The sequence below is a fragment of the Streptomyces sp. NPDC127098 genome, from assembly GCF_042722465.1.
In the GTDB taxonomy this organism is placed as follows: Bacteria; Actinomycetota; Actinomycetes; order Streptomycetales; family Streptomycetaceae; genus Streptomyces; species Streptomyces millisiae.
Map to the genome: position 1 here is coordinate 42,342 of NZ_JBHXFJ010000006.1, position 13,252 is coordinate 55,593.

At 74.2% G+C, this 13,252-nt stretch carries 9 protein-coding genes and 1 pseudogene; 5 read left to right on the plus strand and 5 right to left on the minus strand.

Features of this window, described 5'->3' with window-relative positions; genetic code table 11:
• The first annotated feature begins 15 nt into the window (after positions 1–15).
• The 4 genes and pseudogenes from ACFWI8_RS06215 to ACFWI8_RS06230 all read left to right on the plus strand — a co-directional run bounded on the left by ACFWI8_RS06215 (position 16) and on the right by ACFWI8_RS06230 (position 4,534).
• Positions 16–1,581 (plus strand): ATP-dependent DNA ligase, encoded by a 1,566-nt coding sequence (locus ACFWI8_RS06215; protein WP_387086463.1) that lies wholly within the window; start codon positions 16–18, stop codon positions 1,579–1,581.
• Positions 1,582–1,719: 138 nt separating this feature from the next.
• Positions 1,720–2,808, plus strand: coding sequence for a peptidoglycan-binding protein (locus tag ACFWI8_RS06220; RefSeq protein WP_387086465.1), 1,089 nt, complete (start codon positions 1,720–1,722; stop codon positions 2,806–2,808).
• Positions 2,809–2,871: 63 nt separating this feature from the next.
• Positions 2,872–3,840: a ketopantoate reductase family protein gene (locus tag ACFWI8_RS06225; RefSeq protein ID WP_387086467.1), complete on the plus strand. Its 969-nt coding sequence runs from the start codon at positions 2,872–2,874 to the stop codon at positions 3,838–3,840.
• Between the two features lie 336 nt (positions 3,841–4,176).
• Positions 4,177–4,534, plus strand: a pseudogene (locus ACFWI8_RS06230) (WhiB family transcriptional regulator).
• Between the two features lie 18 nt (positions 4,535–4,552).
• Here the strand turns inward: ACFWI8_RS06230 and ACFWI8_RS06235 are convergent.
• The 4 genes from ACFWI8_RS06235 to ACFWI8_RS06250 form a co-directional block, all read right to left on the minus strand.
• The gene (locus ACFWI8_RS06235; RefSeq protein WP_387086469.1) at positions 4,553–4,990 is read right to left on the minus strand and encodes a DNA-binding protein; all 438 of its coding nucleotides are present in this window, start codon (positions 4,988–4,990) and stop codon (positions 4,553–4,555) included.
• A gap of 58 nt (positions 4,991–5,048) precedes the next feature.
• Complete coding sequence (locus tag ACFWI8_RS06240; RefSeq protein ID WP_387086471.1) at positions 5,049–5,849, minus strand: class I SAM-dependent methyltransferase; 801 nt, start codon at positions 5,847–5,849, stop codon at positions 5,049–5,051.
• A gap of 55 nt (positions 5,850–5,904) precedes the next feature.
• Complete coding sequence (locus ACFWI8_RS06245; RefSeq protein WP_387086473.1) at positions 5,905–9,174, minus strand: substrate-binding domain-containing protein; 3,270 nt, start codon at positions 9,172–9,174, stop codon at positions 5,905–5,907.
• A 203-nt stretch (positions 9,175–9,377) separates the two neighbouring features.
• Positions 9,378–10,295, minus strand: a complete 918-nt coding sequence (locus ACFWI8_RS06250; protein ID WP_387086475.1) for a polysaccharide lyase family 1 protein — start codon at positions 10,293–10,295, stop codon at positions 9,378–9,380.
• Between the two features lie 969 nt (positions 10,296–11,264).
• On the opposite strand from ACFWI8_RS06250, the gene ACFWI8_RS06255 reads away from it, so the two are divergent.
• Complete coding sequence (locus ACFWI8_RS06255; RefSeq protein WP_387086477.1) at positions 11,265–11,489, plus strand: DUF2277 domain-containing protein; 225 nt, start codon at positions 11,265–11,267, stop codon at positions 11,487–11,489.
• 35 nt (positions 11,490–11,524) lie between these two features.
• Here ACFWI8_RS06255 and ACFWI8_RS06260 read toward each other — a convergent pair whose 3' ends face one another.
• Complete coding sequence (locus tag ACFWI8_RS06260; RefSeq protein WP_387086479.1) at positions 11,525–13,234, minus strand: DUF885 domain-containing protein; 1,710 nt, start codon at positions 13,232–13,234, stop codon at positions 11,525–11,527.
• Positions 13,235–13,252 lie beyond the last annotated feature (18 nt).

Sequence of the window (13,252 nt, forward strand, 5' to 3'; positions counted from 1 at the left end):
GCGAGGATGAGGAGCATGCTGCTCGCCGACGTCGCGCGGACCTCCCGGGAGGTCGCGGCCACCAGGTCGCGGTCGGCGAAGGTCGCCGCGCTCGCCGGGCTGCTCGCCACCACCGAGCCGGCCCAGGCCCCGGTCGTCGTCACCTACCTGGCCGGGCGGCTGCCGCAGCGCCGGCTCGGCGTGGGCTGGCGGGCGCTGTCCGGCCAACGGCCGCCGCCCGCGCCCGAGCCCAGGCTCACGGTGACCGCCACCGACGCGGCGCTGGCCGGCATCGCCGCCGCCTCGGGCGCCGGCGCCACGGGCCGGCGCCGGGAACTGCTCGGCGCGCTGTTCGCCGAGGCCACCGAGGAGGAGCAGGACTTCCTGATCCGGCTGATCAGCGGCGAGCTCAGGCAGGGCGCCCTGGACGCGCTCGCCGTCGAGGGTCTCGCGGCGGCCGTGGGCGCGGCGCCGGACGAGGTGCGGCGGGCCGTGATGCTCGGCGGCTCGCTCGGCGCGGTGGCCGAGGCGCTGCTGGCGCGCGGCCGGGACGCGCTCGCCGAGTTCCGGCTGACCGTGGGCCGACCCGTGCTGCCGATGCTGGCGCAGACCGCCGAGGACCTGGACGAGGCGCTCGACCGGCTCGGGCCCTGCGTGGTCGAGGAGAAGCTGGACGGCATCCGGGTGCAGGTGCACCGGGACGGCGACGCGGTGCGGATCTTCACCAGGACCCTGGACGAGATCACCGACCGGCTGCCCGAGGTGCGCGCCGCCACCCTGGAACTCGACGTGGCCAGCGCCGTGTTGGACGGCGAGGTGATCGCCTTCGACGAGGCCGGCCGGCCGCACCCGTTCCAGGACGTGTCGGGACGGGTCGGCTCGCTCTCCGGCGCGCTGCCGCTCTCCCCGGTCTTCTTCGACCTGTTGACCGTGGACGGCCGCGACCTGCTCGGGCTCCCGACCGAGCGGCGGCACGCCGAGCTGGCCAGGGTGGCGCCCGAGCCGCGCCGGGTGCGGCGGCTGCCGGTGCCAGAACCGGCGTCCGGCGAGTCCAGGCGCGCGGCGCGGGAGTTCGCCGAGGCGGTGCTCGCGCGCGGCCACGAGGGGGTGTTGGTGAAGGCGCTCGACGCCCCCTACAACGCGGGACGGCGCGGCGCGGCCTGGCTCAAGGTGAAGCCGGTGCACACCCTGGACCTGGTGGTGCTGGCCGCCGAGTGGGGCCACGGCCGGCGCCGCGGCCGGCTGTCCAACCTGCACCTGGGCGCGCGGTCGGCGGACGGCACCTCCTTCGTGATGCTGGGCAAGACCTTCAAGGGCATGACCGACGCCATGCTCGCCTGGCAGACCGAACGCCTGCTGGAACTGGCCAAGGACGACGGCGCGCGGGACCGGGAGGACGGCGGGGTGGTGCGGGTGCGCCCCGAACTCGTGGTGGAGGTGGCGTTCGACGGGGTGCAGCGTTCCACACGCTATCCGGCGGGTGTGACACTGCGGTTCGCCCGGGTGCTGCGCTACCGGGAGGACAAGCGGGCCGCCGACCCCGAGGCCGTGGCCTCGGTCGACTCGGTGCTCGCGCTGCTGCCCGGGCGCGCCACGGGCTGACGCCCGCGCGCCCCCGTGCGCGACGGCCGTGCGCCGATCGTGGCTGCTTCGTTATGGGCCGGGTGCAACATTCCGCCGGGTAGGCGCATCTTTATCAGTGAGGTCCTTTAGGGTCCGATAGCTCCAGGGGGAACACTGATGCGCACCGCGCTCTTCCGCAGACTGGCCGCTCCGGCGGCGGCCGCAGCCGCCGTGGCTGCCCTGCTGCTCACCGGCTGTTCGGCGCAGGGCGCCGAGGGCGGGGGGTCGGACGATCCGTCCAGCTCGGCGCCGGGCGAGGAGGAATCGCCGCGGGAGGACGGGGAGTCGGAGGCCGACGACGGCGCGGCCGAGGAGGAGGCCGAGGAGGTCGTGCTCGACTTCGGCGACGAGTCGGAGCAGGTGCGCGAGCTCCAGGCCAGGTTGGCGGCGCTCGGCCACTTCCTGGCCCAGCCGACCGGCTACTACGGGGACGTCACGCTGGGCGCCGTCTCCGAGTACCAGCGGGCCGAGGGCCTCGACGTCTCGGGCACGGTGTTCGCGAGCACCTGGGCGGCGCTCACCGAGGCCACGGGCGCGCCGAGCCAGGACGAGCTGTACCCGCCCCAGCAGATACTCGGTTACGGGGACAACTCGGACCAGGTGCGGGAGCTCCAGGCCAGGCTCAAGCAGGCGGGCCACTTCGAGGAGAACCCCACCGGCTACTACGGGGACGTCACCACGGCCGCGGTGCGGGCGTTCCAGGAGGCGGCCGGCATCGAGGCCACGGGGACGGTCTTCGAGCCGACCTGGGAGGCGCTGACGAGCCAGACCAGGGCCCCGAGCCAGGAGGAGATGTTCCCGCCCGTCGAGATCCCCGAGGTCGAGCCGGCGCAGGAGTTGGACGAGCGCTGCCTGACGGGCCGCGTGCTGTGCATCTCCAAGACCTCGCAGACGCTGTCCTGGGTGATCGACGGCGAGGTGCGGATGACGGTGGACGTGCGCTTCGGCGCGGAGGAGACGCCCACCAGGGAGGGCGAGTTCGAGGTCTACTGGAAGTCGCGCAACCACCACTCGACGCTCTACGACTCGCCCATGCCCTACGCGATGTTCTTCGACGGCGGCCAGGCCGTGCACTACTCGCAGGACTTCGCGGCCAACGGCTACAACGGCGCCTCCCACGGCTGCGTCAACGTCCGGGACGAGGCCGCGATAGCCCAGCTCTTCGACGAGGTCACCGAAGGCGACCGGGTCGTCGTCTACTGGTGACGCCGGGTCCGGCGCGCCCCGCCCGTGGCCCGGGCCGGGGCGCGCCGGAGCGAGAATGGTGTGATGCGCTACATCATCATCGGCGCCGGCGCGGTCGGCGGAAGCATAGGCGGACGGTTGGCACAGGCCGGGCACGAGGTCGTGCTCGTGGCGCGCGGCGCGCACGGCGAGGCGTTGCGGGAGGGCGGCCTGCGGCTGCTCACCCCGGACGACTCGCTGACGCTGCGGCTGCCGGTGCTGTCCGGGCCCGAGGAGTACCGCCCGACGGCGGAGGACGTGCTGGTGCTGGCCGTCAAGACGCAGGACACGGTGGCCGCGTTGGACGCCTGGGCCCCGGTGGCCGGCGACCTGCCGCTGCTGTGCGCGCAGAACGGCGTGGCCAACGAGCGTCTCGCGCTGCGGCGGTTCGCCCGGGTGTACGGGGTCTGCGTGTGGCTGCCCTCCGTGTTCCTGGAGCCGGGCGTGGTGGTCGCGCCCTGCGCCCCGCTGAGCGGGATGCTGCACGTCGGTCGCTACCCGGGCGGCGTGGACGACACGGCGCGGCGGATCGCCGCGGACCTGGAGCGCTCGTGCTTCCTGGCCCCGGTCCAGGAGGACGTGATGCGCTGGAAGTACGCCAAGCTGCTGATGAACCTGGCCAACTCGGTGGAGGCGGTCGCCGGGCCGCTCGACGCCGACCCGGCGCTCGGCGAGCTGTTCCACCGGGCCGCGAACGAGGGCCGCGAGGTGTTCGCGGCGGCCGGCATCCCCTTCGCGGGCCAGGAGGAGCAACGCGCGCTGCGCGGCGACCGGATGGACATCTGCGAGGTGCCGGGGGCGCCGGCGAGCCGCGGCTCGTCCTGGCAGAGCCTGCGCCGCGGCACCGGAACCATCGAGGCGGACTATCTCAACGGCGAGATCGTGCTGTTGGGCCGCCTGCACGGGGTGCCGACCCCGGTCAACGAGGCGCTGACGCGGATCGCCAACGCCTTCGCGCGGGACGGCCGGGAGCCCGGTTCGCTGCCGGCCGCCGAGTTGGCCGCGCTGGTCTGAGGCCTCCGGCCTCTCCCTTGGTCCCCTTGGATTTCCCGGTTTTTCGCGGTACCCCGGGCGGCGCGGCCGCCCGGGAGGTACCGTCGTTCCGGCGCTTCTATGCCACCCTCTGCGGCGCCGTCAAGTCGCCTTAGCCCGGACGGGTGGTTTCCGTTCCGCTGGGTATTTCACAGAGAGAGTCCTCGTTCTCCCCACCAGGACCCCCAACATCCCTCACACGGGTGACTTCACGGACCGCATAGTCCGATCGGGCCATCAAAGATTAGGCCCATAGGGGGTGTTGCGTTGCCCTCCGCCTTCCGTAACGTCCTCAACTGGCAAGCGGTCATATGCCACTTGCCGCCGTGGGGGAGCCCTCGTCTGGGAGAGGAACGGCACCGGCATGAGCTGGGTTGTGGACTGGACTAAGCACGCGGTCTGCCGCAAGACGGATCCGGATGAACTGTTCGTTCAGGGCGCCGCGCAGAACCGCGCCAAGGCGGTGTGCAGCGGCTGCCCCGTGCGGGCCGAGTGCCTGGCGTACGGCTTGGACAACCGCGTGGAGTTCGGCGTCTGGGGCGGCATGACCGAGCGCGAGCGCCGCGCCCTGCTGCGCAGGCGCCCCACGGTCGCCTCGTGGCAGCGGCTGCTGCAGACCGCCAAGGCCGAGTACGAGAAGCGCAGCATGCGCTCCTCCACCTCCAGGATCGCCTGAGCCCCTCGGCCGCTCGGCTCAGTCGTCGCCCGCCTCGGGCGCGCGCTCGCTCAGCCGGGCGTGCCGCTGGCGGGCGGCCTGCGGGGTGCCGAGGCCGAGGCCGAAGGCGATCTCCTGCCAGGTGAGCCCGCGCCCGCGGGCCATGGTGAGCAGCCCGGCCTCCAGTTCGTCGAGCTCCGCCCGCACCCGGGGCACCAGCGTCAGCGCGGCCATGATGTCCGCCCGGTCCACCTCGGGCTCCCCCTCCTCTGGCTGCGCCGCGCCGCTCAGCAGGAAGGCGACCAGCCGGACGGCCTCGTGTGGGGCCGGCAGGTGCGGGTTGGTCTGGCGGGCGCGCTGCGCCTCGGTGGCCGCGTGCCGCTCGGCGATTCTGAACAGCGCGGCGGCGCCCCGGTGTTCGCGCGCCGCCGCGGCGTCGGGAGGAGTGAACGGGTCGGGTGCGAGTGCTTCCGTCATGGCACAAGCCTGCCTCGGCGCCCGCTACGTTGTCAACGTAATGACGTAAACAAATTGTTCAACGGCGCGCCCGGAGCGAGAACATCAGCGGCACCCGGGGATGCCCCGGCGGGAAGGTGAAGATCCCCGGCTCGCTCTCCTCGAGCACCGGATAGCGCTGGAAGATCGTGAACGGGTGCTCGTGCAGGAACTCGACCCGCAGCCCGGCCCCCGCCAGCGCGCTGACGATCTCCCCCAGCGGATGGAGGAACTGCACGGACACCGTCTTCTCGAGCGCGGGCCCGTCCGTGTAGGTGTACGCGTAGTCCTCGCGCGACGGCGCCGCGTCGAAGTAGTCGTGGTCGACCGTCCGCCCGTCCTCCCCCAGCATGTCGGTGGCCGGGTGGAACTCCACCAGGTACAGCACCCCACCCTCGGCCAGCAGGCCGGCCACGACCTCGGCCCAGCGGGTCAGGTCGGGCAGCCACACCAGGGAGCCGAGCCCCGTGTAGACGATGTCGAACCGCTCGCCGGCCAGCGCGGCGGGCGCCTCGTAGACGTCGGAGACCACGAAGCGCGCCCGGTCGGCGAGGCCGACGTCGGCCGCCAGCGCGCGGGCCTGCTCGACCGCCTTCGCCGAGAAGTCCAGGCCGGTGACCTCCGCCCCCAACCGCCCCCAGGACAGCGTGTCCTGCCCCATGTGGCACTGCAGGTGCAGCAGCCGCTTCCCCGCCACCTCGCCCAACTCGGCCCGCTCGAACGCGCGGAGCGGCGAGGCGCCGGCCCGGAACCCCGGCAGGTCGTAGAAGGAGCTCGCCGCGTGCACCCGCACCCGGTCGTCCCAGTTCTCGCGGTTCACCGTCAGCCAGTCGTCGTTCACGACCCGCGACCGTAACAGCGGCGCCCGCGCGGCCACCAACCCTTTTCCGCCCCGGTCACGAGGCGTCGCGGTAGGCGTGCGGCGCCACCCCGGTCAGCCGCCGGAAGACCCGGCTGAAGTAGGCCCGGTCGTGGAAGCCGACCGCCCGGGCCACCGTCTGCACGTTGTCGTCGCTGCGTTGCAGCCGCTCCTTGGCCCGCTCGATGCGCAGCCGGGTCAGGTACTCCCAGAGCGTCAGCCCGAGTTCGCGGTGGAAGAGCCGGCCCAGGTGGTCCTCGCTGACGCCCGCCGCCTGCGCGATCTGCCAGCGCGAGAAGCGGTGCCGGTAGTGCTGCTCGATGTAGGCCAGCGCATAGCGCACCGGAGCCGGGTCGGCCGCCCGCTGCTGGCGCTGCGAGGCCGAGGTCAACGACGTCAGCAGCCGCGCCGTCTCCGCGTCGGTGAGGATGCCCCGGCCCAGCAGGACGAGCCCCGGGTGCGGCTCGGCGCGCCGGACGTCGGCGAACGTGAACCCCTCGTCGCTCAGCATCAGCACCGGGCAGTCGTGCCACAGCCGTTCCACCAGCTCGAAGCCGCCCATGTCGGGCAGCACCCGCTCCACGACCAGCAGCCCCGGCGCCTCCTCGGCCAGCAGCGCCAGCGCCGTCGTCCCGTCCGCCGCCGCCCGCACCGTGCGCCCGGGCAGCACGCCGGTCAGCAGCCGCCTGAACCGCTCCCTGGAGGCCGCCGAGCCGCCCACCACCAGCGCCGGCGCGGCGAGCCCCGAGGGGCGCAGCGCGTGCAGCGCCTGGTTGAGGTCCTTGCCGACGATCGGGCCGTACAGCAGGAACGGCACGTCGCGCAGCGCCGGATGGTCGTGCAGCCGGCGGACGGCGGCCCACTCCTGTGGGGTCGCCTGGCCGGCGTCCCAGGCGACGGCCGCCGGCGGGTGGGCGGCCACCACGGTCGCGATGTCCTCGTCCTGGTGCGGCCGGTGCGGGCGCAGACCGTGCCGGCGCGCGACGGTGGCCACCTCGGGCAGCGCGCGCTCCACGATCAGCAGGGTGGGGCCGGCGGGACCCCGTGCGGCCCGGGGCCCGGTCGGCTCGGCCGGCGTGGGCAGCGGCAGGTCGAGCCGGAAGCCGAAGGGGCCGGGGCCACGGTGCAGGGTGACCGAGCCGCCGTGCAGCACCGCGAGCCTGCGGGCCATCGCCAGGCCGAGCCGGCCGCCGGGCCCGCCGGCCGCGAACGGCTGGAAGTACCGCTCGTCCTCGGCTGGTTCGTGCGACGGCGCGGCCAACTCGGGGCTGGTGACCAGCACGGTGAGCCACGGCGGCGCCACGTCCACGCTCAGGTCCGGGTAACGCCCGGCCGCCGTCAACAGGTTGTGGACGATCTGGCGTAGCCGGTCCGGGTCGGCGCAGAGCGCGGGCAGCCGGCGCGGCAGCCCGAGCCGGCCGCCGGCCGCCGCGTCCTGGAACGTCTCGGCGAGCAGCGGACGCGGGTCGAGCAGCCGCCGGTCGAGGCCGAGCGCGTCGATCTCGGAGCGCGAGAGGTCGAGCAGGTCGTCGATCAGCCGCAGCAGCCGGGCCGCCTCCTCGTGCGCCGGCTCGCCCGGCGTGGTGTGGCCGAGGATGGCCGCCACGGGCGTGCGCAACTCGTCGCTGGCGTTGCCGAGCAGCCGGGTCTTGAAGCTGCTTGCCTGCTCGGCGGCGTCCCTCGCCCGGCGCACCTCGGTGAACAGCCGAACCCCCTTGAGCGCGGCGCTGATCTGCTCGCCGAGCGCCCGGTAGAGCGCCCCGTGCCGGGCGGCGAAGCGGCGCGGCCCCGCGTCGAACACGGCGTAGCCGAGCGGCTCGTCGCCGATGTGCAGCGGTTCGAGCACGGCCGTGAACCGCCGCTCGCCGTCCACCGGCGGCAGCGGCGGCGGCCCCTGCGGCGCCCCGCCCTCGGCCTCCGCGACGACCAACCGGTGCCCGGGGATGGCGAGTTGCGGCAGATGGCGGTCGAGTGCCGCGTCGATCTCGGAGAGGTCGACGGCGGTGGTGAGGGTGGTGGACAGCACGCGCAGCCGCCGGGACTCCTGCTCCAGGGTCCAGCGCTCGTACTCCAGCAGCCGGCGCGACTTGTCGGCCACCATCAACCTGGCCTGGCCCAGCAGCCGTTCGGCCCGCAGGTCGGCCGGCACCGCGGCGCGCAGCCGCAGCAGCGCGCGGTCCCAGGCGGCGACGTCCTCGAAGCCCTCGATGCCCCCGACGCGGCGCTCCAACTCGCCGAGGAACGAGCCGCCGTCGGCCTCGGCGTCCGCGTGGAAGGCGGTGCGTAACTCCTCGTCGAGCGGGCCTGGCGCCGACTCCGGCGGCTCGGCGGGCGGTTGCGGACCCGCGCCGCCCTGGGTGACCAGCGGCGAGGGGCAGCCGCAGGACCTGCGGATGACCAGCGTGCCGGGCACCGCCCTGCGCTCCGGCGGCCGGACGCCGCGCAGCCTGGCGAGGATGGTCTCCACGGCGAGCGAACCGAGTTCGCCGAACGGCAGCGCCACGGAGGTCAGCGGCGGGTCGCTGATCCTTGCCTCGACCGAGTCGTTGAAGCTGATCAGCGCGACGTCCTCGGGTACCCGCACACCGCGCTCGGTGAGCAGCCGCAGCGCGTCGGCGGCCAGCACGTCGCTGCACGCCACGACGGCGTCGAAGTCGCGCCCCGGGCGCAGCCCGCGCACGTCGAGCAGCACCCGCATCGCCGTGGCGCCGGCGCCGGCCGCGTAGTCGAGGGAGGCCGAGACCAGCGCCCGGTCCCGCGGGATGCGGTACCTGGCCAGCGCGTCGCTGAAGGCGCGGAACCGGTCGAGCGCCACCGGGTTGGCCATCGGCCCGCGCAGGCAGGCGAGTCGGCGGCGGCCGTGGTGCTCGACGAGGTGCCCGACGGCCTTGCGCATGCCCGCGTACGAGTCGAGCAGCAGCGTCTCGTGCCCGTCCAGCGCCCGGTTGAGGCTGATCACCTGGGCCAGGCCGCCCAGCCTGCGGACCAGCGCGGCGGAGCGTTCGCCGCCGACCGGCAGGCCGAGCGTCGAGGTCCAGCAGATCGCGCCGTCCAGGCCCGACTGGTCGAGGAGTTCGTAGAGCGCGTTGCGCGGGGCGCCGCCCGGGGTGAGGGCGTCACCCGGGAAACAGACGATGTTGACGTCCTCGCGCTCCGCCGCCTCGAGCACGCCGGACCAGAGCGAGGCGCCGACGCCGAGGTGGATGTTGGCCGTGACCAGGCCGATGGTCGGCCTGCGGAGACGCCGTGGCCGCGGCTGCCGCTGACCGTTGTGACGCCACGCCGGTGGGGACCCGTGTTCCGCCATGGGGCTTCCTCGCTCCTGGGACGGACGGACGGCTGCGAGCGCTGGGGGCGCTGGGGGCTTTCAACGTTTCAGTGCTGGGGTGGCGTGGACGATAGCGCCGGGGAGCGACGCCGACAAGGCCGGCGGCACGGTGGGATACCGCGAGCCGCCGGCCTGTCGCCGGGAAGTCCGGGAGTGGTGCGGGTGGTTCCGGGTCGGGCGGGTCAGATCCTGCCGACACCGGCCCCGGAGGTCACGCTGGACTTGACGCCCGAGGGGGTGTCGACGCTGTAGCTGTACGGGATGCCGGCGACGCTGCCGCCGGTCTCGCCGGTGCCCGAGTTGACGAAGTGGTTGTTACGGGCCACCAGCGCGCCGTCGGGCGAGCTGCCCTCGCCCCGGTGGAACGGGTCGTCGGTGTTCTCGAAGAAGTTGCCCTCGACCAGCACGCCGGCGTTGGTGGTGGAGGCGACGCCGTAACTACCGATGTTGCTGTAGTAGTTGTTGTAGACGTGCACCGGGTTGCCGAAGCGCACCCGCGGGTTGCGCTGGTTGGTGCCGTCGTACCAGTTGTGGTGGTAGGTCACCCGCAGCCGACCCGAGTCCTCGGAGCTGTTGTCGTCCGAGTGGCCGAGCAGGCTGTTCTTGTCCTGTCCGTAGAAGCGGTTCCAGGACACGGTGATGTTGTCCGACGCCCGCTTGATGTCGAGGGCGCCGTCGTTGTGGCCGGTGAAGTTGTTGTGGTCGACCCAGATGTTGGTCGAGTACTCGATGTTGATGCCGTCGTCGGCCGAGCCCGAGAACGTGATGTTCTGGATGATCACGTTGTTGGCCTGCCGGATGTTCAGCCCGTAGCCCGTGATCCGGGCGTTGCTGCCGACGCCGATGATCGTCTTGTTGGAGGTCACCCGCGTCATGCTCGACAGGTTGATCGTGCCGCTGACGCGGATCTCCTGGGTGGAACTGCTCTGTGCCGCCGAGGCGAAGGCACTGGCGGACGTCACCGTCACGACACTGCCGCCCGCTCCGCCGGTGGTGGCCCGCCCGAAGCCGGTGGGGGTCCCGACGGCGACCGTCTCGACGGGCTCCGCCGCGACTCCGCTCGTCGCGGTGAGCCCGCCGAGGGTCACCACCGCTGTCATCACTGCCACTGCACTGCCCAGCCTGAATCGCGCGCTCGTCCTGCGCATGGGATTCTCCGTCCGGATTGTGTGGGGGGTGAATCGTTTTGATGCTAGGACCGGCGCTGTGGACGATGACGGTGAGTGTGTGGACTATGACGCGCGGGGCCCTGGCCGGGCGGGCTTCGGCGGCGCGGCGGCGCTGCGCGCCGGCCGGGGCCGAGCGCCTGGGCGGGCTTGCCGCTGCGCGGCGGCGACGCGCTGGCCGCGCGGGCTCGGGCGACGGCGCGGCCGCCGCAAGCCGGCCTGACCGGCAGCCTGTCACACCTTCCGCCCGCAGGCGAGGGCGCCTCGGCGCACCGCGCCGGGCTCCGGGGCGCGGCACGAGCCGCCGCGGGCCGGCCCGGGTGGCCCACACCACGGCGGCAGACGCGCAGCGCCGGCAGCGCGGGGCAGCCGCGCCAACAGTACGCGCCTCGCACTGCGGCCACGGGGGCGCGCAGCGCGGAAGGACGGGTGGGTGGGGGGGCAAACGCACCAGCGCCACCGCCGGGACGCCGAGGCTCGCCCCCTCCAGACGGCGACGCGCCGCGCCGGTCGCCGGGGCGCCCGCACACGGCCGCCGTGGGCAAGGCAGACGCGTGGAGGACAGGTGCCCGCGCACAGCGCGGAAGGGCGGGCGGGTGGGGAAACCCAACCACCCCACCACCCGCCACACGAAGGCTCGCCCCGCCGGCAGACGGCGACGTCCCGACGCACCGCACGGCCGCCGCGCGGGCCGCGGGTGAGCAAGCGCACCGGCACGAGCCCCCGGCGCGGAGGCTTGCCCCACCGACAGACCGCGACGCCCCGACGCGCCGCGCCATCGCCCCCGCGCACAGCGCGGAAGGGCGGGCGGGTGGGGAAACCCAACCACGCCACCACCCGCCGCGCGGCGGGTCGGCCCACCGGCGGAGCACGCCGCTTCGCGGCGCCCGGCACACTGGACGCATGTGCCGCAGCATCAAGACGCTCCGTCCGCCGGCCACGCCGGATGTCACGGAAGACGACATCCGCGCCGCCGCCCTCCAGTACGTCCGCAAGGTGTCCGGCTTCCGCCAGCCGGCCGCCCACAACCAGGCCGCGTTCGACGAAGCGGTGGCCACCGTGACGGCGGCCACCGAACGCCTCCTCGACCAGTTGGTCGTCCGCGGCGGCGGCAGCCGCCCCGCCTGACGCCACGGCCAAGCCCGGCGGCCAGCACACCGCGGCTAGCGGAGCGTCGCCAGCTCCGTGGTCAGGTCGTCCAGGCCGAGCGAGCCGAGGGAGAGCGCGGCCATGTGCCAGGACTTGGCGTCGAAGTCCGCGCCGGCCGCCGCGCGAGCGGCCTCGCGGCCGGCGACCCAGGCGTGCTCGCCCAGCTTGTAGCTGATGGCCTGGCCCGGCATGCCCAGGTAGCGGGTCAGCTCGGACTCGGTGTAGGCCGCGTCGCAGCCGGTGTTCGCCGCGAAGAACTCGGTGGCCAGCTCGGGCGTCCACACCTCCCCCGGGTGGAAGGTCTCGTCGGCCGGTATCCGGCGCCCGGTGTGCATGCCGATGTCGATGATGACCCGCACCGCACGCAGCATCTGGGCGGAGAGGTAGCCGAGCCGCCGCCCTGGGTCGGTGAGGAAGCCGAGCTCGTCCATCAGCCGCTCCGCGTACAGCGCCCAGCCCTCGGTGGTGGCGCTGACCGAGCCGACGCTGACCTGGTAGCGGGAGAGCTGGTCCTGCACGTTCACCCACTGGGCGAGCTGGAGGTGGTGTCCCGGCACGCCCTCGTGGTACCAGGTGGAGACCAGGTTCCAGAGCGGGAAGCGGGTGGCCCCCATGGTCGGCAGCCAGGTGCGGCCGGGGCGCGAGAAGTCGAGCGAGGGGCGCGTGTAGTAGGGCGCGGCCGCGCTGCCCGGCGGGGCGATCATGGCCTCGACGCGCCGCACCGGCGGCGCCAGGTCGAAGTGCCGGCCGTCCAGCGCCTCGATGGCCTCGGCCATCAGGTTCTGCAGCCAGTCGCGGATCGCGTCCACGCCCTCGATCGCCTCGCCGTGGTGCTCCAGGTGGTGCATCGCGGCCAGCGGCGTCTCGCCGGGCAGCACCTCGGCGGCGACCGCCAGCATCTCGTCGGCGAGCCGGTGGAACTCGGCCCAGCCGAAGGCGTACGCGTCGCCGAGGTCGAGGTCGGCGCCGGTCCAGCGGCGGGCGCCGACGAGGTAGCGCTCGGCGCCGACGCCGTCCGGGGTGCCTGAGGCCTTCGGCAGGTACTCGTCGCGCAGGAAGCCCCGCAGTTCGGCGAGCGCCTCGGTGGCCTTGGCCGCCGCCGCGGTCAGCTCGGCCCGCTGCGCCTCGGGGCCGCCGGAGGCGAACTCCCGGTACCAGTCGGCCGCCAGCCAGGTGTCCAACTGGCCGGCGACGGTGGTCACCTGGCGCGGCGCGGCGGTCAGGCCGCGCCGCGCGCCCTCGGCCAGCGCGGCGGCGTAACTGGCCAGGGAGGCCGGCACGTTGGCCAGTCGCCGCCCGATCACCGCCCAGTCGTCGGGGGTTTCGGTCGGCATCAGCAGGAAGACGGAACGCAGCTGCTGCACGGGCGAGAAGAGGTTGGAGACCTCCCGCAGCCCCTCGCCGGCCTCGTGTTCGGCGAGCACCGCGCCCAGCCGCTCGCGCAGCAGCCGGCCGGCCCTTCGCTCGACGGCCGGCAGGGCGCCGGGGCCGCCGGCCGCCGCCTCGGCCGCGTCGAGCTCGGCCAGGGTGGCGCGTTGGGCCGCCGCCAGGGCCTCCCGCCCCTCGGGCGAGAAGTCGGGGAGGTCGGCGACGCCGGGGCGGATGCCGAGGCTGGTGCCGTAGAGCGGGTCGAGGTCGGCCAGGGTCTCGACGTAGGCGTCCGCGACGGCGCGCGGGGTCGCCGGGCCTGCCGCCTCGGAGGGGGCGGTCGGAGAAGTGGTCATTGTGCCATCCTCGTACAG